The organism is Selenomonas oralis (assembly GCF_051603425.1).
Classification (GTDB): Bacteria; Bacillota; Negativicutes; order Selenomonadales; family Selenomonadaceae; genus Selenomonas; species Selenomonas sputigena_A.
This window is the reverse complement of record NZ_CP194411.1, coordinates 683,448-709,970: the sequence shown is the minus strand read 5'-3', so window position 1 is coordinate 709,970 and position 26,523 is coordinate 683,448. Positions and strand designations below refer to the sequence as shown.

At 58.9% G+C, this 26,523-nt stretch carries 26 protein-coding genes and 1 tRNA gene; 20 read left to right on the top strand and 7 right to left on the bottom strand.

Annotation, left to right across the window (positions count from 1 at the left end; all coding sequences use genetic code 11):
* Positions 1–68: 68 nt before the first annotated feature.
* The 11 genes from ACRTGH_RS03380 to ACRTGH_RS03330 all read left to right on the top strand — a co-directional run bounded on the left by ACRTGH_RS03380 (position 69) and on the right by ACRTGH_RS03330 (position 9,186).
* Positions 69–494 (top strand): PaaI family thioesterase, encoded by a 426-nt coding sequence (locus ACRTGH_RS03380; protein ID WP_368846870.1) that lies wholly within the window; start codon positions 69–71, stop codon positions 492–494.
* Positions 481–3,099 carry a ribonuclease R gene (rnr, locus tag ACRTGH_RS03375; RefSeq protein WP_368846871.1) on the top strand — a complete coding sequence of 873 codons (2,619 nt, stop codon included), beginning with the start codon at positions 481–483 and terminating at the stop codon, positions 3,097–3,099. The genes ACRTGH_RS03380 and rnr overlap by 14 nt, the downstream gene beginning before the upstream one ends.
* A 54-nt stretch (positions 3,100–3,153) precedes the next feature.
* The gene (gene smpB / locus ACRTGH_RS03370; protein WP_368846872.1) at positions 3,154–3,630 is read left to right on the top strand and encodes an SsrA-binding protein SmpB; all 477 of its coding nucleotides are present in this window, start codon (positions 3,154–3,156) and stop codon (positions 3,628–3,630) included.
* A gap of 262 nt (positions 3,631–3,892) precedes the next feature.
* Entirely contained in the window at positions 3,893–4,585 is a 693-nt protein-coding gene (locus ACRTGH_RS03365; RefSeq protein WP_368846873.1) for a metallophosphoesterase family protein, read from the top strand.
* A 138-nt stretch (positions 4,586–4,723) separates the two neighbouring features.
* Positions 4,724–5,833, top strand: coding sequence for a [Fe-Fe] hydrogenase large subunit C-terminal domain-containing protein (locus ACRTGH_RS03360; RefSeq protein ID WP_368846874.1), 1,110 nt, complete (start codon positions 4,724–4,726; stop codon positions 5,831–5,833).
* Positions 5,834–6,127: 294 nt separating this feature from the next.
* Positions 6,128–6,682 carry a hypothetical protein gene (locus tag ACRTGH_RS03355; RefSeq protein WP_368846875.1) on the top strand — a complete coding sequence of 185 codons (555 nt, stop codon included), beginning with the start codon at positions 6,128–6,130 and terminating at the stop codon, positions 6,680–6,682.
* Between the two features lie 19 nt (positions 6,683–6,701).
* A complete protein-coding gene (locus tag ACRTGH_RS03350; protein WP_368846876.1) occupies positions 6,702–6,830 on the top strand; it encodes a hypothetical protein in 129 nt (42 codons plus the stop codon).
* A 131-nt stretch (positions 6,831–6,961) separates the two neighbouring features.
* Entirely contained in the window at positions 6,962–7,519 is a 558-nt protein-coding gene (locus ACRTGH_RS03345; RefSeq protein WP_368846877.1) for a sigma-70 family RNA polymerase sigma factor, read from the top strand.
* Between the two features lie 64 nt (positions 7,520–7,583).
* Entirely contained in the window at positions 7,584–7,808 is a 225-nt protein-coding gene (locus tag ACRTGH_RS03340) for a DUF1659 domain-containing protein (protein ID WP_368846878.1), read from the top strand.
* Positions 7,809–7,881: 73 nt separating this feature from the next.
* On the top strand, positions 7,882–8,094 hold the full coding sequence (locus tag ACRTGH_RS03335) for a DUF2922 domain-containing protein (protein ID WP_368846879.1): 213 nt from the start codon (positions 7,882–7,884) through the stop codon (positions 8,092–8,094).
* Between the two features lie 168 nt (positions 8,095–8,262).
* Positions 8,263–9,186: an RpnC/YadD family protein gene (locus ACRTGH_RS03330; protein WP_368846880.1), complete on the top strand. Its 924-nt coding sequence runs from the start codon at positions 8,263–8,265 to the stop codon at positions 9,184–9,186.
* 154 nt (positions 9,187–9,340) lie between these two features.
* Here the strand turns inward: ACRTGH_RS03330 and ACRTGH_RS03325 are convergent, their stop codons facing one another.
* The 4 genes from ACRTGH_RS03325 to pilM all read right to left on the bottom strand — a co-directional run bounded on the left by ACRTGH_RS03325 (position 9,341) and on the right by pilM (position 14,051).
* Positions 9,341–9,967 (bottom strand): hypothetical protein, encoded by a 627-nt coding sequence (locus tag ACRTGH_RS03325; RefSeq protein WP_368846881.1) that lies wholly within the window; start codon positions 9,965–9,967, stop codon positions 9,341–9,343.
* Between the two features lie 101 nt (positions 9,968–10,068).
* Positions 10,069–10,875 (bottom strand): class I SAM-dependent methyltransferase, encoded by an 807-nt coding sequence (locus ACRTGH_RS03320; RefSeq protein ID WP_368846882.1) that lies wholly within the window; start codon positions 10,873–10,875, stop codon positions 10,069–10,071.
* A gap of 163 nt (positions 10,876–11,038) precedes the next feature.
* Positions 11,039–11,112: transfer RNA gene (locus ACRTGH_RS03315), tRNA-Gly, on the bottom strand.
* Between the two features lie 59 nt (positions 11,113–11,171).
* Positions 11,172–14,051: a pilus assembly protein PilM gene (pilM, locus tag ACRTGH_RS03310; RefSeq protein WP_368846883.1), complete on the bottom strand. Its 2,880-nt coding sequence runs from the start codon at positions 14,049–14,051 to the stop codon at positions 11,172–11,174.
* Between the two features lie 258 nt (positions 14,052–14,309).
* Between pilM and ACRTGH_RS03305 the strand changes: the two genes are divergently transcribed.
* On the top strand, positions 14,310–15,575 hold the full coding sequence (locus ACRTGH_RS03305; protein ID WP_368846884.1) for a DAK2 domain-containing protein: 1,266 nt from the start codon (positions 14,310–14,312) through the stop codon (positions 15,573–15,575).
* 15 nt (positions 15,576–15,590) lie between these two features.
* Here ACRTGH_RS03305 and ACRTGH_RS03300 read toward each other — a convergent pair whose 3' ends face one another.
* Positions 15,591–16,046: a DUF441 domain-containing protein gene (locus tag ACRTGH_RS03300; RefSeq protein ID WP_368846885.1), complete on the bottom strand. Its 456-nt coding sequence runs from the start codon at positions 16,044–16,046 to the stop codon at positions 15,591–15,593.
* A gap of 123 nt (positions 16,047–16,169) precedes the next feature.
* Here ACRTGH_RS03300 and ACRTGH_RS03295 point away from each other — a divergent pair, with 123 nt between their 5' ends.
* On the top strand, positions 16,170–16,484 hold the full coding sequence (locus ACRTGH_RS03295; RefSeq protein WP_368846886.1) for a hypothetical protein: 315 nt from the start codon (positions 16,170–16,172) through the stop codon (positions 16,482–16,484).
* Positions 16,485–16,675: 191 nt separating this feature from the next.
* Positions 16,676–18,016: an anaerobic C4-dicarboxylate transporter gene (locus ACRTGH_RS03290; RefSeq protein WP_368846887.1), complete on the top strand. Its 1,341-nt coding sequence runs from the start codon at positions 16,676–16,678 to the stop codon at positions 18,014–18,016.
* 151 nt (positions 18,017–18,167) lie between these two features.
* Here ACRTGH_RS03290 and ACRTGH_RS03285 read toward each other — a convergent pair whose 3' ends face one another.
* Entirely contained in the window at positions 18,168–19,532 is a 1,365-nt protein-coding gene (locus tag ACRTGH_RS03285) for an alanine/glycine:cation symporter family protein (protein ID WP_368846888.1), read from the bottom strand.
* A gap of 340 nt (positions 19,533–19,872) precedes the next feature.
* On the opposite strand from ACRTGH_RS03285, the gene ACRTGH_RS03280 reads away from it, so the two are divergent.
* The 6 genes from ACRTGH_RS03280 to ACRTGH_RS03255 all read left to right on the top strand — a co-directional run bounded on the left by ACRTGH_RS03280 (position 19,873) and on the right by ACRTGH_RS03255 (position 26,266).
* A complete protein-coding gene (locus ACRTGH_RS03280) occupies positions 19,873–20,796 on the top strand; it encodes a hypothetical protein (protein ID WP_368846889.1) in 924 nt (307 codons plus the stop codon).
* 11 nt (positions 20,797–20,807) lie between these two features.
* On the top strand, positions 20,808–22,361 hold the full coding sequence (locus ACRTGH_RS03275) for a Tat pathway protein (RefSeq protein WP_368846890.1): 1,554 nt from the start codon (positions 20,808–20,810) through the stop codon (positions 22,359–22,361).
* Between the two features lie 16 nt (positions 22,362–22,377).
* Positions 22,378–23,394: a bifunctional heptose 7-phosphate kinase/heptose 1-phosphate adenyltransferase gene (locus ACRTGH_RS03270; protein WP_368846891.1), complete on the top strand. Its 1,017-nt coding sequence runs from the start codon at positions 22,378–22,380 to the stop codon at positions 23,392–23,394.
* Positions 23,388–23,852: a D-glycero-beta-D-manno-heptose 1-phosphate adenylyltransferase gene (rfaE2, locus tag ACRTGH_RS03265; RefSeq protein ID WP_368846892.1), complete on the top strand. Its 465-nt coding sequence runs from the start codon at positions 23,388–23,390 to the stop codon at positions 23,850–23,852. Before ACRTGH_RS03270 ends, rfaE2 begins: the two co-directional genes overlap by 7 nt.
* Before the next feature lie 138 nt (positions 23,853–23,990).
* Positions 23,991–25,052 (top strand): glycosyltransferase family 9 protein, encoded by a 1,062-nt coding sequence (locus ACRTGH_RS03260; RefSeq protein ID WP_368846893.1) that lies wholly within the window; start codon positions 23,991–23,993, stop codon positions 25,050–25,052.
* Positions 25,053–25,117: 65 nt separating this feature from the next.
* A complete protein-coding gene (locus ACRTGH_RS03255) occupies positions 25,118–26,266 on the top strand; it encodes a glycosyltransferase family 9 protein (protein ID WP_368846894.1) in 1,149 nt (382 codons plus the stop codon).
* Positions 26,267–26,362: 96 nt separating this feature from the next.
* Here the strand turns inward: ACRTGH_RS03255 and ACRTGH_RS03250 are convergent, their stop codons facing one another.
* On the bottom strand, positions 26,363–26,497 hold the full coding sequence (locus tag ACRTGH_RS03250) for a hypothetical protein (protein WP_368846895.1): 135 nt from the start codon (positions 26,495–26,497) through the stop codon (positions 26,363–26,365).
* Between the last annotated feature and the right edge of the window lie 26 nt (positions 26,498–26,523).

Genomic DNA, 26,523 nt, shown 5'->3' with positions numbered 1-26,523 from the left:
GGCGCCGGATGGATCCGTGCTTTTTTGCGCCGCCGGCACGAAATTGGAATAGGGAAGGAAAAGAATTTATGGAACAGGGAAAAAGCGTCAGAGGCGAGGAATACTGCTTCGCCTGCGGTCCGGAGAATCCCATCGGGCTTCATCTGGATTTTCATATGGAAGGGAAACGGTTTACGACGCGCAAAACGCTGCCGTCCGAATACCAGGGATACAGCGGTATTGTACACGGCGGCATCGTCACGACGATGCTCGATGAGGCTATGGGCGGCTATCTCTACCATGAGCTGGGGGAGAGAGCCGTGACGGCGCGTCTTGATGTTCGCTACAGGAATCCGGCGCCTGTCGGCGAGGAACTCGTGATTGCAGGCTGGGAAGAGAGCCGCCGCGGCGGCTTCGTGAGCATGAAAGCGGAGCTGGCCCTGACGGACGGCACGGTGCTGGCGGAAGCTGCGGCGAAGATGGCGCTCGTAGGAGAAAAAGATGGAATGGAATGAATTGCAGGAGCGCATTGTAAACTATATGCGCAAGGCGGCGTATAAGCCGTTGACGGATGCGGAACTTGCCGAGGAAATGCATCTGACGGACGAGGATCTCGTCCTCTTTTGGCCGGCGCTTGAAGAACTGGAGCAGACGGCGGCCATCATCAAGACGCGCAACGACCGCTTTGGCGTTCCCGAGCGCATGAACCTCGTCGTCGGGCGTCTTTCGATGTCGGGCAAGGGGTTCGGCTTCATCATCCCGGAGACCAAGGAAAAGGACGAGGACGGCGATATCTTCGTGCCGGGCGTCAGCCTCGGCGGCGCGATGAACGGCGACCGCGTTGTGGCGCGCCTCTCGCCTTCCGAGGTGCCGGGGCGCTCGCGAGAGGGCGAGATCATCCGCATCGTGGAACGTGCGAACGAGCGCATTGTCGGCACGTTTGAGGCGAATCGCAATTTTGGCTTCGTGACGCCCGATGACAAGAAGATCGGGCAGGACATTTTCGTTCCCAAGGGCGCCGTGCATGGTGCAAAATCGGGCATGAAGGTCGTCGTTAAGATCACGAAATGGCCGGCGGGAAGGCGGAGCGCGGAGGGCGAAGTGGAAGAGCTCCTCGGACGCACGGGCGAACCCGGCGTCGACGTGCTTTCTGTCATGCGCCAGTACGACCTTTCGGAGGAGTTCCCGGAAGAGGCGGCAGCGGAGGCCGAGGCGATCGAGGATGAGGTCGCTCCTGAGGAGTATCGCGGACGGCGCGACCGCAGAAATCTCCGCATCGTGACGATCGACGGGGAGGATGCAAAGGATCTCGACGACGGCGTCTATGCTGAGCGCAGGGAGGACGGCAGCTTTTTCCTCGGGGTCTATATCGCCGATGTCAGCTGGTATGTGCGCGAGAATATGCCGCTGGATCGGGAGGCGTACGCGCGCGGCACGAGTGTCTATCTCGTCGACCGCGTGATTCCCATGCTGCCGAAAAAGCTTTCGAACGGCATTTGCAGCCTGAATGCGGGGAAAGATCGCCTGGCGATGGCCTGCGAGATGGAGATCGGCGCGGACGGCCTCGTCAAGAGCTACGAGATTTTCCCGGCGGTCATCCATGTTTACCGCCGCTTGACCTATACCCTTGTAAACCGGCTGCTCGTCGACGGGGAGGCGGCTGCTTTGGCAGAGAACGCCGACCTGCTGCCGCTGCTCGAACCCCTGCGGGATGTGCGCGCAGTGATGGAGCGGGCGCGTCATGGGCGCGGTTCGATCGGCTTCGAGATCCCCGAGATCAAGGTAAAGCTCGACGAGGCGGGGCATCCCGTGGAACTTGTCAAGCGGACAGGCTCTTTGGCCGAGTCCATGATCGAACAATGCATGCTCGCAGCGAACGAGACAGTCGCCGAGCATATGGAAAAGAAGGAATTGCCCTTTATCTACCGCGTGCACGAGCAGCCGTCGGACGAAAAGATCGAGCGGCTCAACACGCTGCTCGCGACGTTCTCGCTCCATCTCCATGCCGATGAGGCGGGCAAGGTTGCGCCGAAGGATGTGCAGCAGGTGCTGGAAAAGGTCAAGGGGGAGCCGGAAGAGCGCATCGTCAGCGCGGTCGCTCTGCGCTCCATGCAGCAGGCGCGCTATGCGGATGCGCCGCTTGGGCACTATGGCCTTGCCGCGCGTCATTACACGCATTTCACCTCGCCGATCCGCCGCTACCCCGACCTCATCGTGCATCGGCTCCTGCGCGAGACTTTTGCGACGGGGACGATTACGCCGGAACGTCAGGAGCGCCTGCGCGTCCTCCTGCCGGAAATTGCCGAGCATACTTCGGTGCGCGAGCGCGTCGCCATCGAGGCGGAGCGCGAGACGCAGGACATGAAGAAGATCGAGTACATGTCCCAGTTCGTCGGCGAGACGTATGAAGCCGTCATCAGCGGCGTCACGGCTTTCGGCATCTTCTGCGAGCTGGAAAATGGCGTAGAAGGCCTCGTGCATGTATCGAGCATGGTCAACGACTATTACGAATACCGCGAGGAGCTCTACGCGCTCGTCGGCGAATCGACGCATGTTTCCTATCGGCTCGGCGATCCCGTGACCGTCGTGCTCGTGCGCGCCAATATTGCGGAACGCAACCTCGACTTCATCCTCAAGGACAACGGTGTTTTTGTGCCGGTCAAGAAGGACGATGACAAGAAGGCCGGGGAAAAGAAGGATGGACGGCGTGCGAAGCCGAAGAAGGGGACGAAAGACGCAGCGCGGAAAGAGCGCGGCCGCAGGCGCGACACAGACAGCGCCGTGCCCTGCATCGCAGCCGTTGCGCCGTCGCCTCATGGCGAAGGCATGGACAAGAGCCATGACGAGGGACGCGCGAAGAAGGCGGCGAGGCGGTCGGGCGAAAAAAGCGGCAAGGCCCGGACAAAAAACGCTGGTCTCGACACCAAGGCAAAGGAGAGGCCGCGCAAGGGAAAGCGGGGCGCACTGCCCGTGGACGAGGAGCCGAAGAGCCGCAAGCCCAAGGCATTTTGGATGCCGCCGCCTAAGGATCTCAGGAAGCGCTCGAAAAAGACGACGTCGTCCGGGGCGAAGCGCCGGCCGCACAACAAGACAGAGCGCGCCACGGCCAACAGCGAGTGATTCAAAAGCACTGCAGGAAACGGTGCTGCCGGCATAAAGAACAGGGGGGAAGCGATGGGACGCAAGAACGACGGCATGAAGATTGTCGCGGAAAACCGCAAGGCGCGCCACGATTATTTCATACACGAAACCTTTGAAACGGGGCTCGTGCTGCAAGGCACCGAGGTCAAGTCCCTGCGCGCAGGCCGCGTGAACCTCAAGGACAGCTTCGCCTCCATCAAGAACGGCGAAATCTTCGTGGAGAACATGCACATCAGCCCCTACGAACAGGGAAATATCTTCAACCACGAGCCGCTTAGGAAGAGGAAGCTCCTCATGCATAAGGCGGAGATCGTCAAGCTTTTTTCCAAAACCCGGGAAAAGGGCTTCACGCTTGTGCCGCTGAAGCTCTACTTCTCGCGCGGGCGAGCAAAGCTTGAAATCGCCCTTGCCAGCGGCAAGCACAACTACGACAAGCGCCGCGACCTCGCGGCGAAAGCCGCAAAGCGCGATATCGAGCGCGCCTTGAAGGATCACGGCAAGGGAAGATGAACAGCAAAAAGAGATGGCGCTGCCGTCTCTTTTTTGTTTGTATATCTTTTGGAAGGGTTCAGTGATACAATAAATCTGATGGAAGATTTTTGGCAGACGGCATCTCGCCGCGTCTATGGCAGCAAGGCATGAAGTCGTGCGCTTTTTGCCGGTGGATGCCTGAGAACTACGGTTTTTTAGGAACGATAGGATTTTTTATACAGGAAGTTCGAGGTATTCAAATAGGCGGCAGCCGCCGCTTGTCCGGAAAGGGGGATTGGGCATGACGTACCGGAGAATTTTGGCGGTAGGGGATATCCACGGGCATTTTTCCAAGCTGCTCTCCGTCTATCGGAAAGTGCGCTTTGATGCGTCCAAGGATCTTCTCATATTTCTCGGCGATTACATTGATCGCGGGCCTCAGGTGCGCGAATGCTTGGCGTTTCTCATGGAGCTGGCGGAGAAGAAGAATGTTGTGCTCCTGCGCGGCAACCACGAGCAGATGATGCTGGACCACTTCCGCAAGGGGGAGGGGGGCGGCATCTGGATGCCCAATGGCGGCAAGCAGACCGAGGCGGCGCTCCGGGCATGGGACAAAGAAGAGCCGGGCGCGTCGGCACGCGTGCTGCGCTTTGCCGAGGAGCTGCCGCTTTCCTATTCGATCGAGCAGGATGGAGCGCGTTATGTTTTCGCCCATGCGGGCATCCGTCCCGGCGTGCCGCCTGAGGAGCAGGAGCCGTGCGACCTCTTGTGGATCCGTGAGGAGTTTTACCGGGAATATGAAGGGGAGGAAGTTGTTGTCGCCGGACACACGCCGACGTGCTATATCGTGCCGAGGGCGAAAAAACCGCTGTTTCTCAACCGGAGTATGATTCTTGTCGACACGGGCTCCTATCTTCCCGATGGACGCATCTCCATCGTGGATGTTTTGCATCGCCGCTTCTGGCAGAGCGATGACGGAGGCCGGGAGCGCTGAGCCGTTCCGTGCCTCTGCTGTCGTTTCGCATGGCGGCTGAAGATATGTCCTGAAAAATGCTGACAAAATCATAGGAAGAGGTTATAATATAACCGAGAGTAATGGAATGGCTCTTTTGTCGGAAAGGGGAAATCCGCTATGCAGACGATTGAGAATTTTTACCATGAGGCGCTGAAAAGGGCGACGGGCCAAGAGGAATTCGAGTACGATCCGGAACAGCTCAACTGTCTGTTCCATCCCTCCATCCATGAACCGGTATGGGGAGAAGAGGAGCTTTCAGATGAGGGGAAGGAGAAACCGCTTTCCAAGGATTCGCGGGCTGTTCTCGAGGATGTGCTTGCAGGCAAGAAGGCAGGCCGCAAAGCCTATGTGCTGATCGCACCGGCTTTTTTGGGACAGTATAAGGACGTCAAGACAGGGCAGATTCGCAATGCGTTCCGCAAGATGGGCTTTGACGGGCTTGTGGAAGTCGCTCTTTTCGCCGACATCCTGACGCTCAAGGAAGCGCTGGAGTTCGACCGCCATATCCAGTCGGAGTCGGACTATGTGCTGACGAGCTGCTGCTGTCCCATGTGGGTCGCCATGATCAAGAAAACTTTCCAGCAGCTCATGCCCCATGTGCCGCCGTCGGTTTCGCCGATGATCGCCGCCGGACGCACGGTGAAGAAGCTCTATCCCGATGCTCTGACGGTCTTCTTGGGGCCGTGCGTCGCCAAGAAGACCGAGGCGAAGGATCCCGACCTCATCGGCGCGATCGATCATGTATTGACGTTCCAGGAATGCAAGGATATTTTTGATCGGCTCGGGATTCTGCCGCAGGATCAGTCGGACAAGAAGCGCGTCTATTCTTCCGAGGCTGGACGCATCTATGCCTATGCGGGCGGCGTCTCGAAAGCTGTGCAGATGACGTTGGAACAGCTGAATCCCGAGAGAGCCATCAAAGTGCGTGCGCTCCATGCGAACGGTGTGGCCGAGTGCAGGCAAATGCTCAACGAGATCATGAAGGGCGAGATCAAGGCCAACTTCTTCGAGGGCATGGGCTGTGCCGGCGGCTGCGTAGGCGGCCCGAAAAAACTCATCCCGCAGGAAGCGGCGAAAGAGCATGTCAAGGCATACGGCAAGCGTTCCCCGTACCGCACGCCGCTCGACAATCCGTATGTCCTGGAGCTTTTGACGCGCCTCGGCTTCTATACGCTCGAGGGGCTTTTGTACGACGAGACGTTTTTCTCAAGAAAGAGGTTTTCCTAAAAAGGAAAGGGGCTGCTCTGCATAAGCCGCAGCCGCTATGATGCGATGCCCGTGAGCCGTTTTGGCAAGCGGAACTCCGTGTCTGCACGGGGCGCTGCATCTTGGCGGGAAAATGCAGGGCAGCCGTTTTCTTTTGCCTGCGCTGCCTCTTGCCAAAAATATGAAAGACATGTTATACTATTTTTGCCGAACATATGTTCTGTAAAAATATAAGAAGTCAAGTCGAAGGCGCAGATGGATTGGCCGGGTTTCTGTAAGGTGTGAAAGTTTAGGATTCGATGGGAGGATGAAGGAATGAAGGGGCTTGTTTTGCCGGAGGATTGGGAAATCGAGGCGGCCGTGCCGGAATATGTGGACGGCCAGGGCGACTGCACGCGCCTGATGCTGGCGGACGGCACGGAGCGGCTTTTGCCCGTGCGGCTGCGCACTTTGCTGGAACGTCTGGCGCGCCGTCATTGCCAGTCGCTGCCGCTTCTGCGCGCCTGGGCGAAGGAGCGCACGGCGCTTCGCCAGGCGGCGCCGCTGGCGATGGGCGCGGAGCTCGTGCTCGTACCGTTTCAGGCGCGGCGGCCGCGCTTCAGGGGGGACGGGGCGATGGGCGTCGTCAATGCCGCGCATGTGCGCCTGCGGCAGGAGAAGGGACGGACCGCGCTGGAGCTTTCCTCGGGACGCTTTTTGTGCGCACTCTGGGGGGAGGCGACGCTGGCCGCCCATCTGCGTGCAGCTCACCTCCTGCGCCGGGAGCTCGAGGCTGGGATCGATGCCGCTGTATTGCGCCGCCTTTTCTGGCGCAAGGTATGGGAAAGCGGCGGCACGGGCGGCGGCAAGGCCGTTTTGGGAAGGAAATAAATACAATGAAACAGTATGTTTGAAGCACCGCAGCGGGATGGGCTGCGGTGCTTTTGTTTTTGCCGTTGACGAGGCGGGCAAGCCGCTTTGGGTGAATCAGGCGGGCTTGCCGGGCGGACGCTGCGGCTTCCGCCGTGTTCGTCTTTGAGCCTTTGCGCCCACAGTATGCGCCGATCCGGTATCCAGTCGTCTTTTGCGGTGCGCCCGCCCCGCAGCTACAATGGATCCAGCGCTGAATTATGAGGAACCGGTTCCTCGCCGAAAGGTGAGGGAATAAAAATGACGATGAATGAGATGGTATTGCAGGCACAGCAGGGCGACGGGGCGATTTTGGAAGAACTTTTCGAGCGGTTTCAGGGGCTCTTCTTCCGTGCGGCGCGTCAGCGTCATCTGCGCACGGTGTTCGAGGATGCTTTGCAGGCGGCGCGCGAGAGCTTCCTGCGTGCGGTGCGGGATTTTGACGCCGCGCTTGGCGTTCCGTTCGAGGGCTTCCTCAAGCGGCGGGTCTACGGCGATCTCCATACGTTTTTCCGGCGTGAGCGCGCCTACTGGCAGCGCGAGGTGCATCCGGGCGACGGGGAAGAGGGCGACGGCTTTTGGGACATGGCGGAGGATGCGTCGGCGGGCAGGGCGGAAAACTGCCTGCTTCTCCGCGATGCGCTCGCACGGGCAATCCGGACGCTCTCCCCGAGGGAGAAGGAGCTGCTGTCGCTCGTTTACCTGGCGGATACGACGCTCCGGGAGGCCGCCTGCCGTCTGGGATTGACACCGGCTTACGCCGCGGTCGTCAAGCGGCGGGCGCTTTTGAAGCTGCGCCGTCGGCTCGAAAAATTTTGAGTTTGCCGGTTGGATATATCTTCTTTGCCGGCTGCATGTATGGGGGCGAAAGGGGGTGAGAGATATGGCAGTCAAGAAGACGGGAGCGGCGACGAAGCTGATTCTTCGGGTGCAGACGGGCACGGACAAGAAGGGCGCGCCGACTTACAGCCAGCGCACGATTCAGCATGTGAACCCGGCACTCGGCGATGAGGATTTCCTCACGCTCGGCAAGAACATCGGCGCCCTGCAGGCGCACACCGTGCATGACGTCATGCGCCAGGACGCAGCCGCACTGACGGAAGAGTAAGCGAGGGGCGGCGCGGCCGGCAGGCTGAGCTGGCGAAGCGCCGCTTTTGGCTAGAAGAAAGGAGGTGAAAGATATGGCGAAGTCGCTGAAGATGGTCTTCAAGCTTTCGGAGGCGCAGACCGTGACGCTGAGTCTCGCGGATCCCAAGGCGGGTCTGACGAAGGCGGAGGTGGAGGGCGTGATGAACGACGTGATCGCAAAGCACGCGCTCGTCGTCCGCGGCGTCAGCCCGACGGCCATCAAGGAGTCGTATATCCGCTCGAGCGAGGATCAGGAACTCGCCTAAGGGCAAAAGAAAACGGCAGAGCAGAAAGCTTTGCCGTTTTCTTTGCTTGTTCGGTGTGCGGGAGGATGCGTTCCCCTGACACATACACCGGTTCGACAAAAAATGCCTCTGTCGCGTCGTCTTATGGTATAATAAAAGAAAGATTCTCATAGATAGGGTGGTGCAGGTATGGGCGATGGAAAGAAAGGGCGGCGGTATCAAGACACGGTATTTCGCATGTATTTCAATAACACGGTACGCCTGAGAGAAGTCGCGAGCGCCCTGCACGGAAGAACGTATGCGTCAGCAGAGCATGTAAAAATCGTGACGCTGGACGGGACGTTCTTGTCGCAAGTGAAGAACGATATTTCTTTTCTTTTGGCAGGCCATCATTTGGTTTTTATAGAGCATCAGAGTACAATGAATCAGAATATGCCGTTACGTTGCCTGTATTACATCTGCGAACAGCTGCGCCGATATATTCCTGCCAAAAATTTGTATCAAAACAAGCAGATTCCACTCCCACGGCCGGAGTTTCATGTATTCTATACAGGCGATAAAGATACGCCGGAAACCGAGCAGATGAAGCTGTCCGATGCATATATGGAAGATGAAGGGGAAATCCGGTTGGAGCTTAAGGTTATTTTTCACAATATTGCCTATGGAAGCGGGAAGATGTTGCTGCGGATGAGTCGTTCGCTTCACGACTACAGCTTTTTTATGAATCGAATTAAAATCAATATCGCAGAGGGGATGGAGCGTGTGCAGGCAATCCGAGAAGCCATGCGGTATTGTATGGAACATGATGTTATGAAAGAATTTTTGCAAGAACACGAGGGGGAGGTTGTCGATATGGTAAATTTTGAATGGAACCAAAAGGATTTTGAAGAAGCCATCCGTGAAGATGGAATCGAGCAAGGGATGGCTCGCGGCCTTGCTCGCGGTCGCGAAGAGGGACGCGAAGAGGGACGTGAAGAGGGACGTGAAGAGGGAAAAGCGGCGGTTGTTTTGGGGTTGCTGAAAGAAAAACTTCCCCTTGAAACCATTGCGAGAGTATCGAAAATCCCGCCGGAAAAGATTCGCGAGCTTGGCAGACAACACAGCCTGCTTTAAACGGCAAACGGTTTCTTTGATTGCCCGAACATCATGCGATTCGCGTGCATGACGTGCGGGCAATTTTTTTGTTCTTTAAGAGAAATAAAGCGTCATTTGCTGCATGCGTTTTGCAGTGAATGACGCTTTATAGATTCTGATGTTGTTTGCGGGATTATTTCCAAATCATTTTGAGGTGTTCATGGGAGAAATCCCCGTTTTTTGCGGCCATTGCCCAGCCTGTTGTCCCGTCGCTTTTGCGAAGGCAGTACCATGCCTCGATGGAAAGTTTTCTTGATGTCGGTTCGCCGACATATTCGCCCCATGGCTGCTGGGCTGCGTCGGCAAAGTTTTTGATGTTGTAGCCTGCCAGCCACCACGCCTCTTCGCCGTTGTACCAGCCGAGGTAGGTTCCTTCTCCCGTGTACATCAAAAGATAGATATAGGAGCCGGGCTGCAGAACCGGTCCGTCGGGGGTTTGGCTGTGCTTTTTGTAGGTTTGCAGCGTCTGCAGCACCCGTACGGGATGCTTCTGTGGATGCGTGTAGACGACGCAGGAAATCCGCTGGACAACCTCCCCGGAGGATACGGAACCGACGAGTGCGGTTCCCCTGGGGGCGTTGTACAGGCTGATGGGGGCTGTCGCCTCCAATTTTGCCTCGACGGCTGCTTCAAACGGCATCCTGTCCCAAACCGCATATTCTGCCGGAGGCTCGGCGGCATGGCAATCGTGTGCATGGAAACAAAAAAGTGACAAAAGCATACAAAACGCACCTAGATAGAGCCTGCAATTCATTTTCATGCAAAGTCCCTCCCTGAAAGCTTATAGGAATATATCCTGTACAGTATGAAAAATTATAAAGCAAATTTGATGTCTGCGCAAGGAGCGGAAGCTCAAACAACTCAATGAGACGCAAAGTGCAGGCAGGCAATTTTGTCGTTGCAGTTTTTGTTCCACCAAGGGATCAGGGAGAGGACGCCGAATAAGCCCCAACGGCGGCGGAAGCCTTCGTAGAAGGTCTGTTCCTTGAGGAAAGTGATGGCGGGATGGAGTTTTTCAATCTCCTTGCCGCTCTTTACACCCCATTGAAAGGGCGCCTTTTTTGTATCTACGGAATCGTGGCGTTTTTGCTGGCTGATGATAAAGGGCGTCATGATCTCGATGAACATGGAGGCATCTGCAAAGGCCTCGGTAAGCATGGAAAACAGGCTGCGCATTTGATCTTCCGTAAAGTACATGGCGGAGCCTTCCATGATTATGAGGACGGGACGTCCTGCCCGCTCGACTTGATGGGGCCAGGCGGGATCGAAAACCGAAGCGATGAGATCGTGCGTGCGCGTATTTTTTTCCTGCAACAGGCTTTGGCGCAGCTTCATGACATCGGGCAAGTCGAGGTTGTACCAGTCGATCTGTCCGTTGTCAATGCGATAGAACCGAGTGTCAAGGCCACAGGCGAGATTGATGCAGACCGCATCGGGGTGTTTCTCGATGAAGCCGCTCGTTTCATGGTCAAGAATATAGCTGCGCACGGCGACGCCTGCCTGTGAGTGCCTGGCGCGGGCAAACTTGGAGAAATCGTAGTCAATCTGTTCGACGAGCCGAACGGCGAAATCATCTCGGATCAGGCCGTCCGGCCGCTTCGTTTCCTCCGCCCGTGCCCAAAGGGGAATGAGCAGGGTTTCCTCCACGCCGCTGAGTTTTGTTTTCATGAGAGAGGCCTCCTAATTGATATGGAATTTCATCCTTTATAGAATCTTATTCCGTTTGTCCGGGATGTGTCAAGGGGCGACGAAAGAAAAAACGGCGAAGGGAGTAAAACCGATATAGTGAAACAAAAAGAGCTGCCATTTCTGACAGCTCTGTTTTTTCGTATGGAGCGGGCAATGGGAATCGAACCCACCTCCCGAGCTTGGGAAGCTCGTATTCTACCGATGAACTATGCCCGCGAAGATTACGAGTGATATTGTACCATGGATTTTGCACCGTGGCAAGAGGCGTTTTCCCCTTAGGAATGAGGCGGCAGGCCGCCGGAGCTTTTGATGGCGTCGCGCAGGGAGAAGCCGGAAGGGGAGACGCCCGGTTCGTTGCTTTTGGGGATGCTGCTGAAGCCGCTCGTCCCTGCCGCAGGGGGAATGCCGCTGAAGCCTGTGCTGCGAGCCGGCGTGCCGGCAGCAGGGGCGCTTCCGGAGGCTGGGGCGGGGCTGCCGGAGATGTCTGCGCTCGGTGTGCCGGAGCCGAGGCCTGTCGTGCCGCCTGCAGCAGTGCCTGCATTGCCGGCGGGGGCTGCTGCGGGCGGGGCGGGCAGCGGCTTGATGATGATGTCGAGGCGGTCACCGTTCTTGACGGGGTCGGTGAAGATGACGGGGCGGCGGTTGACAAGGATGGAGACGCTGACGCGGCTCGTGGGCGGCGGCGGCTCGAAGCCGACGGCGAGGAGCGCCTCGTTGACGGTCGTGGCTTTTTTCTCGGAGAGCCTGTAGTAGACGACGCTGCCGTCCTCAAGGTAGGTGCCGGGCGACGCCTTGTGTCCGTTGACTTCAAGCTCCAGCGCGGCGGAGGGGATCTCGTATTCCTGGTCGTTGTAGGTGATGGTGATGGCGGCCTGCAGGCGCGAGATGTCGAGCACGTCGCTGAGTTTCGGCTCTGCCGTCATCTGGTATTCGATGCGGTCGCCCTCGTGGATGGGCATGGAGATGGTCGCCGGTTCATCGTTGAGGTAGATTTCGGGTGAGATGACGTACTGCGCGTTGTTGTCGTTCAGCGTGTAGTGGATCTTGCGGCCCGTCGGCGGATAGCCGGCGGCTTTCAGCGCCTCGCCCAGGGTGCGCGGTTCCTTGCTCTCGACGATGTCGTTGTCGGCGAGCAGGCGTTCCGGCTTGGAAGGCTCGCCGTTGACGAGCGCAGCCTGCTGGATGCGCGTTTCGCGTCCGTTGATGATGAGGGGGAAGTCCGGCTCCACCTTCAGGACTTCGGAGAGGCGCACTTCAGGTGTTTCTCCGTCCTTGCCGTGCGCGACGGTGATATGGCAGCCTGCCTTGACGAGCGTGTCGAGCGTCGTGTCTTCGCCGTCGAGTTTCAAGATGGCCATGGACGGGAGGGAGCCGGGGAAGAATTTCTTTTCGCCGTTGACCGTGACCATGAGACCGAGGCCGGGGCGGCCATTGAATTTCTTGAGCTGGATGCCGGCATTCAGAAGAGCGTCGGATACGGTGAGATCGCGGAAGTTGAAGAGGTTGATTTCCTGCTCGTTGACGTAAACGGAAAGGAAGTGCAGGAGGTTGATGGAGGCAATCTTCAAGATGCCCAGCGGCGTTACGGCGTCGGGGCGCTGCAGCTCGGCGGGGATGCTCTCGACGCCGATGATGTTCTCGGGATGGCGCACGGCGACGCGATTCTCGGGCACGGAGAGCGCTTTTGCCACGAGGGCAGGAAGCCCCGGCGTCTGTGCGCCGCCGCCGACGAGCATGACGGCCTGCGGCGAGTCGCCGTTGAGCTCGAGCACCTGGCGTGCGATGGAATCGGCGAGGTTCTGGATGTTCGGCATGATGGGGCCGATGACATCGGAGGGGCCGAGGTCGTATTCCGTGCCGAGGATGTCGGTGAATTTGGATTTGCGTCCGGCCGAGGCGTTGCGCTTGACGTTTTCCGCGACGTTGAAGTCGAGGAGGTAGCGCTGGCTGATGGCCTCGGTGATTTCGTCGCCGGCCAAGGGGACCATGCCGTAGGCGATGATGGAGCCGTTCTTCGTGATGGCGACGTCGGAGGTACCCGCGCCGATATCGACGAGGACGAGGTTCAGATGGCGCATGGTCGGCGGTATGAGCACGTTAATGGCCGCGATGGGCTCGAGGGTCAGGGCGCGCATCTCAAGGCCGACGTCGCGCAGCGCCGACTGCATGGAGTCGATGACCTGACGCGGCAGGAAGGTGGCGATGACTGTAGCCTTGGCGAGTTTGCCGCGCTGGCCGACGAGGCTCTTCAGAGGAATGTCGTCGAGCGTGTACTGGATGGTGCTGTAGCCGACGCAGTAATAGCGGCCGGGATCCTCGATGTCCTTCGATGTGGCGATCTTGGCCTGTGCCGCCTGCACGCCGGCGAAGTCGAGCGCGCGCTGCTGCTCGTCGCTGATGACGCCGTTGATCTCGGTCGTGGCGTCGGCGGTCATTGTGTAGAGGGCGCGTCCCGCGGCTGCGACGGAAGCGGCTTTCAGGGAGCCGACGGAGGCTTCGAGTTCCTTCTTGACCTCGTGGATGAGGTCGGCCACTTGCGGCACATCGTGGATCTGTCCGTCGAGCATGGCGCGGGTCTTGTGCTCGCGGTGCACGGTGGTGAGGATGCGCATTTGGTCGTTCTCACTTTTTTCGGCGACGATGCCGATGATGCTGCGCGTGCCGATGTCGAGCGCGAAGATGGGCTCGCCCTTCGGTCTTTGCGGCGTCTTTGCGGCGGCGTTTGCGTTCGGGCGGATGACGGCCGTTTCTTTTTCAGCGGCAGCTGCAGGCGCCTTGCTTGCCGGGGCCGCGCTCTGCCCGGGAGCGGCGATTTTTTCGGCGCTTTTGGCCGTCGCTTTCTTCGCAGTCGTTGTCTTTTTTGCTGTTGAGGCCGCTGCTTTTTTTACGGTTGAGGCTGTTGTTGTCTTTTTGGCGGTTGTTTTTTTCGCCGCCGTTTTCTTTGCAGGCGCTTTTTTTGCCGGCGTTTTTTTTGCTGTTGTCGTCTTGGCGGCTGTTTTTTTCGCGCCGGTTTTTGCTGCCGGCTTGGCTTTTTTTGCCGTGTCTGCAGGCGGTTCCTGCGCGGCGGGGGAGGCGCTCATCTCAGCCGCCTGGGCGGTGAGCTGCTCGGCGGCGGTTGTTTCATTTTCTGACGCAGTCTTTTTTATTCTGGGCATCGAAAGGCTCCTTTGCTTTTTGTCGCTCCTGCATGGCGCAGAGGGTTTTCCTGCTTTTGTCATGCCCTATCCCGTAAGGCTGTTCCGATTTCATGAGAAATTAAAATTGCGGGAACAAGGAGATAGAAGGTTAATTCTTTTATTTCGCGAATACTATAGAAGAATCCTGTTTTTGCAGGAGAATTTCTGTAAACTTTGTAAACTTTCAGGGCAGACTTGCCGGACGGAGGAAGAGACGACAGGGAAGAAGGGATCAGTATGACAGGCAATAGGGAAATCATCACCGGCAGCGATTTCAAGAGGATGCTCAGCGGCGCTTATGGTGAACTCCTGCTGGAATACGAGAGTATAGACGAGCTTTCGCGGCAGAAGCTGGGGGAGCGTTCGGCGCTGCCGGGCACGCATGTGCTGCGCACGATGGGGGCGGCCGTGATGCCGCTGGTCGATGTGAAGGACGAGAGCATCGGGGGGCTGGCGCGCCGCGTCGCGAGCGCGGCGGTACTCGGCGCAAGGGGGACGACGGGAGTTGTGCTCGGACAGCTCCTCCGAGGTCTGGCGAAAGGTCTTTCGGGCAAGTCGGATGCAACGTCGTCCGAGTTCGGCAAGGCCTTCCAGTACGGGATCCTCTATGCGCAGCGCGTGCTGCCGCCCGGCACAGAGGCTGTGATCGTTTCCGCGGCCAAGGCGGTGGCGAAGGGGGCGCACCATGCCGTGCGCGCCAATCTGCCGATTTCAGAGATCCTCCAGGCGGCAATCGCGGAGGGGACGAGGGCGCTGGCCGAGGAAAAGCGCGAAGAACCCGGAGCGCGGGTCATGCAGCTGTTTTTGCAGGGGTGCATGAAGGGGCTGGACGGCCATTTCGTTTCTCCGGCGGTAAGCCTTTCTCTCGGCATGGGGGCGGACAAGCTCGCGATTCCTGATCCGCGCAAGGATCTCGTGCGGCCGTACTGCGTTTCCTTCAGCATCGTGGGAAGCAAGGCGCGGGTGCGCGAGGTCGAGCACCGTCTGCAGGAATCATGCCGTTTCGTTGTCGTCGAGCCGGGCGAGGGTGCCCTGCACGTCCATGTGCATACGGACCATCCGGGATCTGTCGTCGAGCAGGCCATTGGCTGGGGCAGGCTGCATGCCTTCCGCCTCATCAATATGTCGGAGGCGCATTCCCTGACGGCGGTTTACGAGTCGCTGATGCCGGTCGCGCTGCTGGCTGTCGCGTCCAGCCAGGAACGCGGGCTTCGCCTGACGGAGCTGGGCGCGAATGTCATCGTGCCGGGCAGCCGCACGGCCTGCCCTTCCGTGGCGGATCTCCTGCACGCGGCGCACAGCGATCTCGCGCGGACGTATGTGCTTGTCTCGGCTGACGAGACGATGGCGCTCGTCCTGCGCCAGGCCAAGCGGATCCTCGGCGAACGGGTGGAGCTCGTGCTGGCAAGGGACGAGGCGGAGCAGGAGAAGGCTGTCGCGGCCTATGACAAAAAGCGCACCGCCAGGGAAAATGCCAAGGCGATGCGCAAGCTTCTGGTATGAACGTATGGGGCGGCGCTACTTGACGAGAGCGAAGAGCTTCATCAGTGCGTAGGTCAGGCCGCCTGCGATCAGGGGGCCGACGGCGACGCCTTTGAAGAAGCAGACGCCGATGATCGTGCCGATGATGAGCGCCGCGACGATGTGCGGGTCGTCTTTTAAGAGTTCCACGCCGCCGCCGCCGGCCATGGCCGCGAGCACGCCGCAGATGATGGCGATGATGCCGAGAGGGCTCTTGAAAGCGTCGATCATGTTCGTCATGGTCACCTCGCCCGTTGCGATGGGAATGAGGATGGCGACCATGAGGAGCACGATGCCCCAGTTCAGCCCGTTGGCAGAGAGGATGTTGAGCGCCGTTGTGAGGCCGAGGAGCTTCAGCACGAGCACGATGAGCACGGCATAGGCCACGGTCGAGTTGTGCCCGATGATGCTCAGGGCGAGGATCACGAGCAGGACAAGATATTCTGAATACATGGGATTCGCCTTCTTTTGATGAATTTTGGCGGGCGTGCCGCAGCGAGCGGCGCTGCCCAGGAGGGTTGTTCTTCCATATCATAGTATAGCGGAAAAAGAGGCATAAGGAAAGGTGATAAAAAGATGGCAGAGGCCTACAGCGTAGCAATTCAGTACAAGAATGAGCTCGGCTATGTCGAGTACGACGCCGAAAAGAAGACGATCGCCGTTGTTTTGGACGAGGCGGAGGCGCGTGCGGCTGTCGAGGCGTATTTGGGAAAGACGCACGAGATCGCCATACCGCACGAGACGCTGCGCGATTTCCAAAAAACACAGATCGATCCCAAGGCCGATGTCGAAAGCTTCAAGATCGCTCTGACGCGTCTTTGGGAGGCGACGGACGTTCACGTCGATTGGAGCCGTCCCGTCGACTATGTGAAAGAGCATCGCCGCTATTGAGAGGAGGAGGATGGGGCGTTTCCGCGCATTTGGCGCGCGGAAACGCCCCATCTTTTTTCTTGCTTATCCAAATTTATTGTATTATAATCTTTGGTATATTGGTCGGAGTTTTTGAAACCCTGCGCAGGAGGGGATGGGGAATCTCGGTATTCCGGCCAAAGACTCAGTGGTTTTGGAAAGGAAGTTTTTCTATGGAATTATTTCTCGGCTTTCTTGTCATGCTCGCCTGCCTTATCTTCGGCGTGCATCACGGCGGCATAGGGCTTGCGGTCATCAGCGGCATCGGCCTCGTCGTCTACACCTTCGTCTTCGGCTATCAGCCGGGCGTGCCGCCGATTTCCGTCATGCTGACGATTTTGGCGGTCGTCACCTGCGCAGGGTTTTTGCAGACTTCGGGCGGCCTCACGGTCATGCTCAAGTACGCGGAGAAGTTCCTGCGCAACAACCCGAAGCAGGTCACGATCTTTGCACCGATCACGACGTGGTTTTTGACCGTGCTCTGCGGCACGGGGCATGTCGTCTACACGATGTTTCCGATTATCTACGATGTCGCCATCAAGCAGGGCATCCGCCCCGAGCGTCCGATGGCCGTGTCGTCCGTCGCCGCCCAGATGGGCATTTGCGGCTCGCCTGTTTCTGTAGCCGTCGTCTCCATCATCGCTTTTATGGCGCAGGCGGGCCATCAGGTGTCCGTTCTGCAGATCCTCGGCGTGACGATTCCCGCGACCTTGACGGGCGTGATCTGCGCGGCGCTCTGGAGCTACCGCCGCGGCAAGGATCTCGACAAGGATGCGGAATTCCAGGAGTTCATCAAGAACCCGAAGAATCGTGAATACGTCTACGGCGAGGCGGAGAGCCTGCAGGGCGAGACGCTGCCGCGCTCCTATTACCATGCGATGTTCATTTTCTTTTTCGGCATCCTCGTCATCGCCGTTCTCGGCAACGACCCGGAGCTTTTGCCGCATTTTGCCGATAAGGCGGGTGTGCTGCAGCCGCTCGACATGACGGAGGTCATCCAGATGATCATGCTCCTGATCGCTGCGTCTATTCTGATTTTCTGTAAGGTGAAGGCGAAAGAAGTCGGCAACAGCCAGGTTTTCCGCTCCGGCATGGTCGCGCTCCTTTCCGTTTACGGCGTTGCCTGGATGGCGAACACGTTTTTCAGCGCGCACATGGCGTTCCTCAAGGAAGTTCTCGGCGAGGCCGTCACGGCATATCCCTGGGCCTATGCCATCATCGCTTTCTTCACGTCGAAGCTCGTCAACTCGCAGGCGGCGGCCATCGCTATCGTTGTGCCGATGGCCTTGAATGTCGGCGTCGATCCCGTGCTCATCATGTCGTTCATCTCTGCCTGCTACGGTTACTTCTTCCTGCCGACGTATCCGTCCGATCTCGCCTGTATCGGTTTTGACCGTTCGGGCACGACGCGCATCGGCAAGTATCTTTTGAACCACAGCTTCATGATCCCGGGGCTGATCGGCGTCACTTCCGGCTGCTGCATGGGCTATGTGGTCGCGCACCTCATCTTCTGAGCAGGGAACCCGTTTCCTGAAACCTGCACGCATAAACGTCCGCAGGTGGAACTTGTGCACCGCATTTGCATGAACTGCGGAAAAAGGAAAAACTCCCGCGGCACTGCCGAGAGGCTGCCGCGGGAGTTTTTTCTTTTTCCAGGATGAATTTTCAGGAGTGCTTGATCTTGGAGTGGCGCGATACCTGATCGAGGTACTTCTTCGTTTCGTTGGCGATGACGCCCGAGAGCAGCAGGAGGGCGATGAGGTTCGGGATGGCCATGAGGCCGTTGACGATGTCAGCGATGATCCAGATGGCTTCGAGCTTCAGGAAGGCGCCGGAGGCGACGAGCGCGATGAAGATCAGGCGATAGGGCAGGAGCCCCTTGCGTTCGAAGAGGTAGATCGTGGCGCGTTCGCCGTAGTAGTTCCAGCCGAGGATCGTCGTGAAGGCGAAGAGCACGAGCGCGATGGTGAGGAGCTGGCTGCCGATATGGCCGTAACTCGCAGCGAAGGCGGCGCTCGTCATGGCGGCGCCTGCCGCATCGCCCGACCAGGTGCCTGTGAGGACGAGCGCAAGGCCTGTCATCGTGCAGATGATGATGGTGTCGATGAATGTGCCCGTCATGGAGATGAGCCCTTGTTCAGCCGGGCGCTTCGTCTTGGAGGCGGCAGAGGCGATCGGTGCGGATCCGAGCCCCGATTCGTTCGAGAAAACTCCGCGCGCGATGCCGTTCTGCATGGCCATCATGATGGTGGACCCGGCAAAACCGCCGACAGCGGCCTCGCCCGTAAAGGCGCTCTGCAGGATGAGCCCGATGGCATGGGGCAGAGCCTCGATGTTGAGGCAGATCAGGACGACGGAGAGCGCGATATAGGTCAGCGCCATGAAGGGAACGATGGCCGCTGCGACGCGCGCGATGCTCTTGAGGCCGCCGAGCGTGATGGCGGCGATGAGCGCCGTGAGGGCGAGGTCCGTCGCCAGGCGCGGCACGCCGAAGGAAATCTCGACGCTGTCGACGATGGCGTTGACCTGCGGGAAGGTGCCGATGCCGAAGAAGGCGACGAGCACGCAGGCGCAGGCGAAAAAAATCGCCAGGGGACGCCACTTGCGGCCCAGACCGTTTTCGATATAGAACATCGGGCCGCCCGCAATCTCACCGCGGCTGTCCGTCGTGCGGTACTTGATGGCGAGCAGCCCTTCGGCGTATTTCGTCGCCATACCGAAGAAGGCCGCCATCCACATCCAGAAGATGGCGCCGGGGCCGCCCGCCTTGACGGCTGTCGCGACGCCGACGATGTTGCCCGTGCCGACAGTCGCGGCGAGCGCGACACAGAGCGCCTTGAAGCTTGAGACGTCGCCCTCGCCGCGGTTTCTCGCGCGGAAGATGAGGGAGAGCGCGAGCGGCAGATGCACGACCTGTAGCAGGCGCAGGCGGATGGTCAGGAAGATGCCCGTGCCCACGAGCAGTGTGATGAGCGGCGGCCCCCAGAGTACGGAGTCGATTGAATTGAGCAGCGGAATTAGATTTTCCATAAGTCCCCCCAAGGTTTTCTGAGCCGTCGGCAGGAGTCTCAAAAAGCAAGGCGGTGCCGGCGGCCCGCAGGCAGAACATCCCGCGAGAAAGTCCGCAGGACGGCGGGCGGCTGATGTTGCCGCGTCCATTGTATGAATACAATGATGCGTCATAATGACCATATTATGTTATCATAAACGAAGCCTTCTTGTAAAGGCGGCCAAAAGGCGGCAAATTAGCGTTATTTAAGGAAGGAGTTTAGGGGTCTTTGCAGAATAAGGCTAAAAGGTGAAGTCAGAAACAGAAGGTATGCGCCCTGTCGGGAGCATATATGCAGAAATAGGAAAAGGGGGACGAACCATGTTCTGGAAAAAAATAATGAGTACGGCGCTTTGCGCAGCACTTTTGGTGACGCATGCCGGCATGGCGAGGGCTGCCGTGGAGGAAACGGTGCAGGGCAAGCTCGCGGCGGTTGAAGAGGAGACTTGGGGCGGCACGCAGACGGGGGCGCTCGTCGACCGCATCAATCGTCTTGAGAAGGACTATCTTGGCATACACAACAATGGCTCCATGCTCGACCGCATCAACATCGTTTACGATGATATCTACGAAAATGCGGGAGGCCCGGGACTCCTGACGCAGCTCAACGCCGTTGAGTGGGGGCTGACGCATGAGGTCAATCCGCTGCCCATCGACAAGCGTGTGACGGATATGGAGATGTTCGTCGAGGGAAAGACGAACGGCGGCACCTACAAGAATCGCATACAGTCTCTCGGCACGGCTGCCTTCGGCGGCTACAGCGTCCCCCTGCAGGAGGTGACGGTGCCGCAGAACACGATCATCAAGATCGCCCTGACCGATAACGTCAATGCGAAAAAAATCAAGGTGGGCGACACCATCCACTATAAGGTGGCGGAGGATGTCGTGCAGAACGGCATGCTCGTTTTCGCCAAGGGACAGCCGGGCGTGGGCACGGTGAAGAAGGTTCGGCAGGCGCGCAATTTCGGGCGCGATGCGGAGATCGAAACCGACTTCCACACGACCAAGGCAATGGACGGCACGGATGTGACGACCTTCGTCGGGGAAGAAGCGAAGAAGGAATTGAAGAGCTATGCCCTGGCTGCCGGCGCGAGCGTCGCGGGCATGCTGCTTCTCGGGCCGATCGGCATCATCGGCGGGGCTTTTGTCAAGGGCAAGAATATCGAACTGCCGGCGGGGACGGAGCTCTTCATCCAGACGAAGAATGATACCGTGCTGTATGCCGTGCCGACAACGGAAGGATGAGAGAAAGCCTCATGAAGATATTGCACCATCTTTTGCTTTGCAAGGAAAAGGCGGCGCTTGGCGTCCTGCTGGCCGCATCCCTTCTGCCGGGGACGGCGTCCGCGGCTTACAGCGCTTCCACGGATACGGCGGCGGACATCCTTGACTATATCGAAAACGAAAGGCGCGCGGCGAAGGAGAACCGGCTGACGGAAGCGCAGCAGGAGCTCCTGAAGGATACGGAGGATATGCGCCAGCATCTGCGCCAGCCCATAGATCCGGCGGCGAAAAATCTGCCGGCCTCCTTCGAGGGCGACGATCTTCTCTACGACCAGGTCACGGGCGAGTTTTTGGCGCGCGGCAACGTGAAGATCACCGAGATCGACAATCGCCGCGTGACCTCGGATGAGATCAAGGGCAATATGATCTCCCAGGATGTCAGGGTCGAGAACAAGGCGCATCTCATCCAGCTGACACCGGGACAGACCTCTGCCGAAATCGACGGCTGGAAGCTGGCCTACAACTACGGCACGGGCATCGGCACGATCGAGGATGCGCAGGGTAGGGTGGCGCATCAGTACATTTCGGGCAAGAAGATTGAGATCTATCCGGACAAGATCGTCATTCACGACGGCACGGCGACGAAGTGTTCGGCGAAGCAGCCGGACTACCATACGAGCGCCAAGCTCATCGAGATCTATCCGAACGACAAGGCGATCTTCCACGACTGTGACTTCTGGGTCAAAAAGATGCGCGTTGCCCACAGGAATCGCTATGAAGCGGATCTCAGCCCCAACAAGAAGGAGTCGTCTCCCTTTCCTCGCGTTTCTTACGACAAGGACAGCGGCCTTATCATTCGGCAGGAATTCGGCATTTCCCTTGCGGATCATCTTGAGTTCGTGCCGCTTTTGCAAATCGCGACAAACGAGGGCGTCCGCAGCAATGCGGAGCTGCGCTACGATGCGGGGTTCGGCCGTTTCCGCCTCGGCTACGGCTATTGGCAGGATGACAACGATAACTGGCTCAAACGGGAACCGAGCCTGCGCTATAACTACAGCTGGCGCGTGAGGGATCTGCCCGTGAGCTGGGGGATCGAGGCCGAGCGCGGCCGCTGGCACAACAATGATTTCAAGAGCACGCATACCCATTGGAAGTTCAGCCTGACACCGGACGCGATTCCCCTCGGAGAGAATTTCAATCTCTACCTGAACACAAGCTATTCGGTCACGAAGGAGTCGTACAACGATTCGAAGGTTGCCGGCGTGAACTGGACGGCCACGCTGCTGAAGAAGTTCGACGACCGCTTTACGGCTTATGCGAAATACGATTACGCGCAGAACTCCTCGCAAAACTCTCTCTTTGACTACGATGTTGCGGATTACAACAAGGCCGTCTATTCCGGGTTCAGCTACCAGCTTACGGACAACGACCGCTTCGTCTGCGGCATTGCCTACGACGTCGACAGCCATTCGCTGCGCGATGTCGATTACTATTGGTATCACGATATGCACTGCGTCCAGCTGATCGCACGCTACCGCGAGAAACGCGACCGCTGGACGGTCAAGCTGAACTTCACTCCATGGTGAGAGAAAGGCATGGTATATGGCAGTAGCTTTTGAATCCGCCGGGGCGATGGATGCCGTCGCACGCATGAAGGGGACGCGCGTCCTCATTCTCGGCGATATGGTGGCCGATATCTATCTTGACGGGCGCATTTCACGCATTTCGCGCGAGGCGCCCGTGCTCGTCCTGGAAGAGATGGGAGAACGTGTCGTCGCGGGTGGTGCGGCCAACGTCGCGCACAATGCCGCGACGTTGGGCGGTCGGGTCAAGGCTTTCGGCGTGCTCGGACGGGATGCGGGCGGCGACGGGATCCGCGCGGTCCTGGACAAGGTCGGCGTCGATACGGCGGGGCTTGTCGGGACGGCGGAGCGGCCGACCATTTCCAAGACGCGCGTCATCGCGGGCGGCCGTGCGACGGTCAGCCAACAGATCGTGCGCATAGATAAGGAAAGCCGCGATCCTCTGCCGACTTTGCTGGCAAAGGAGCTGGAGACGGCTCTTCTCAAGGCGCTTTCTTCTGTCGATGCCGTCGTTTTGAGCGACTATGGCTCGGGGACGGTCACAGAGGAGATCCGGGCGGAGCTTTTGGCGGCGTGCCGCCAAAAGGGAATGCCGACGATTGTCGATTCGCGCTACGGCGTGCGCTCTTTCCGCGGCGTCGACTATGTGAAGCAGAACGACGCCGAGCTGGCGGCCGCTTTCGATCGCCGCCTTGAGACGGAAGAGGATATCGAGCGGACGGCGCGTGAGCTCATCGGCGAGCTCGACGCGAAGGGGGCGCTGATCACGCGCGGCGAAAAGGGCATGCTGCTCTTCTTGTCCGACGGCGCACGGTATGAGATCCCCGTGTCGGATAAGAGCGAGGTTTATGACGTGTCGGGCGCCGGCGATACCTGCGTTGCGGCCTTCATCCTCGCGCTGGCGGGAGGCACGTCACCGCAGGAGGCCGCCTATGTCTCCAACATTGCTTCCGGCATTGCCGTACGGAAATTAGGCACGGCGACGGTCAGCGACGGGGAGCTGCATAAAAAAGTAAGGGAGCTTTCGTCATGCTGATACCGAGAGAAAATATCGCATCCTTTTGCGACACGCTGCGCGCAGCAGAGCAGCGTGTCGTTTTTACAAACGGCTGCTTCGACATCCTGCACGCCGGACACGTGCGCTACTTAGCGCAGGCGCGCGCCTTGGGCGACTGTCTTGTGCTCGGCCTCAACAGCGACGCTTCTGTGCGGCGGCTCAAGGGAGAGAGCCGCCCCGTCAATGCGGAGCTTGACCGAGCGGCGGTTCTCAGCGCCCTGCGCTCTGTTGATTTCGTCGTGCTCTTCGACGAGCCGACTGCGGAGGACCTGATCGAAAAAGTGCGTCCGGCCGTCTACGCGAAGGGCGGCGACTACACGCGCGAAACGCTGCCCGAGGCAAAGATCGTCGAGAAATACGGCGGAGAGGTGCGGTTTATCGATCTCGTGCCGGGACGCTCTACGACGAAGATCATAGAGAAGATCGGGCAGAAGTGAACGGCATGCACCAACGTCCGGAAAGTGGACATCGTGCGTCGCCCTTGTCTTGAAAAAGCCGATTGGCCTGCGTCTTTGGCTTGGCCTTTTGGGCGTTCCTGGGAAGATGTATGGAAGAAGGAAAGTTCGGGGGATTTTATGAAAAACATCCTGGTCGTCAAACTCAGCGCCATCGGGGACGTCATTCATGCTCTGCCCGTTTCCTATGCGATCAAGGAGACGTTTCCCGAGTCCCATCTGACATGGGTCGTCGAGCCGACGGCCTACGATATTCTCGAGGGCAATCCCTATATCGACGACATCATCCTCTTTGAGAAAAAAAGGTTCCGCACCCTGCGGGGATTCCTCTCCGAGATTCGCCCCTTCCGCCGTGAGCTCAGGCAGCGGCGCTACGATGCGGCGCTCGACCTGCAGGGGCTGTTCAAGTCGGCGGCCATCGTGGCGCAGGCGGGAGCGCGGCTGCGCCTCGGCATGGCGAACATGCGCGAGGGATCGGCTCGTGTGAGCCGCCCCGTCAGGGGGGCGCACGCGAAGGGGCACATCGTCGAGCGCTACCTCGATGTCGCGCGCGCCCTTGGCTGCCGCGTCGATGAGGTGCGCTTCCCCGTTGCTTTGACGGCGAGGGAGGCAGCCTCCGCGGATGAGCTGCTCGCCTCGGAGGGCGTACAGGAGGGAAGCCGCTTCGTCGCGCTCGCCATCGGCGCGAATTGGCCGAACAAGCGCTGGCCGATGAAGTACTTCACCATCCTTGCGGATTGGCTCTACGGCGAAAAGCTGATTCCCGTTCTGGTGGGCGGCGGACGTCTCGATGAAAGCCTGGCGCAGGGAATCAATGCAGCTTCCGAGATTCCGCCCGTGAACCTCGTCGGGCGCACGAGCCTGAAGCAGCTCGCGCATATCCTCAGGCGTGCCGTTCTCGTCATCGGCGGCGATACGGGTCCCGTGCATCTTGCGGCCGGCCTCGGCACGCGCACGGTCATGCTCATGGGGCCGACGGATGCGAACCGCAACGGTCCCTATGGCCAGCAGGAAAATGCGCTGGAGATACCACGCTCCTGCCGCGCCTGCTGGAAACGCTCCTGCAGCAAGGGAATCGACTGTCTGGCAATCCTTTCCGTACAGGAAGTGCAGGAAAAGATCCGGCAGGTTCTGGGGGATCTGCATGAATTCCGCCCGCCTTTGGGAGTGGGAGGCCTGTAGCCCGCCTTGCCGCCGCAGGCCGGCATTCGTCTTTGTTCACATGGTTTCCGTCAAGGGAGTCTTTTATGCAGCCTCAGGAATACAAGAACATTCTCGTCATCAACCTCATGCACATCGGCGATCTCATGCTCGTGACGCCCGTGCTCAGGACGCTTCGGACGAATTATCCGAAAGCGCGCCTGACGCTTCTCGCGGACAAGAAGCTCGCCGATCTCGTCGTATACAACAAGCATCTCGACAACTGTCTCCTGCTCGACAAAAAAGGCGAGGACAACCATCCGCTCGCCTTTTTGCGCTTTATGCGTCGCGTGCGGCGCGAGCGGTTCGACCTCGTGATCAACCTGCACCGCAATGAGCGGGCATCGGCGCTGGCGGCCTTTTCGGGCGCAAAGCGCATCGTGGGTTATGCGAAGCCGCTTTTTTCGATCTTTTTCGACAAAGTCATGGAGAACAAGAAGGCGGTCAAGCACCAGATTCACTCGCACTTCGATGTCCTGCGCGATGCGGTCGGCATCCGGCGCATCGACGACGGCGGACTCGAGATGTGGCTGCCCGAGGAGGCGGAACGGAGTGCCGCAGCGCTCTGGCAGAAATCTTTTGCCGAAGACAGGAAGGTCATCGCTTTCAATATCGGCGCGAGCTGGAAGACGAAGCGCTGGCTTGACGGTTTCTTCGCCGAGACGGCCGATCACTTCATCGAAAGGGGATACGGCATCGCCTTTTTCGGCGGTCCCATGGACGAAGAACTCGTCACAGCCTGCCGCGCCAAGATGCGCCACGGCGCAAGCGCGGAGCTGCAGGTCTTTACAGGGCGCGTGCGCCTTGCCGAGCTGGCGGCGCTTCTCAAGCGATGTGCGCTCTTCATCACGACGGATTCCGGCCCTATGCATGTCGGCGTTGCGATGAACGTGCCGATCGTGACGATGTTCGGCTCAAGCCCTGTGCCCGGCTTCTATCCCTACGATGCCAAGGACGTCCTGATCAAGACACCGGAGGAATGCCATCCGTGCGGCAAGCACGAGTGTCCCAAGACGGGCGAGGATCACATGGGCTGCATGAAGCATATCCCCGTCAGCGTCGTGCTGCACTATGCCGAGGAGCTCCTGCGCCTCTACGGGGACAAGATCGGCCGGATTCCGCCGCATGAAGGGCAGTATGAATGCCGCGTTGTGGATCTGGCGGATGCGTCCGCCCACCCTGCGCCTACGGCTTGACCTCTTGGGCTTTCACGCTAAACTACACGCATAAACGTCCACTTCGTGGACATAGTGCGCCGCCCTTACATGAAAGCGACCAATCAGGCTGCGCCCTTAGGGCTTGCCTTCTTGGGCTTTCATGGTAAACTCGCTGGACATATGTTCAGCCGGGAAGCCTTGATGCTGTACAAGTGGGAGATACTTGCCGTGCTTTGGTGAAGTGATGTGCTTTGGGGGCTTGCTGTACATATGTCCAGCCTCCTTACATGAAAGCG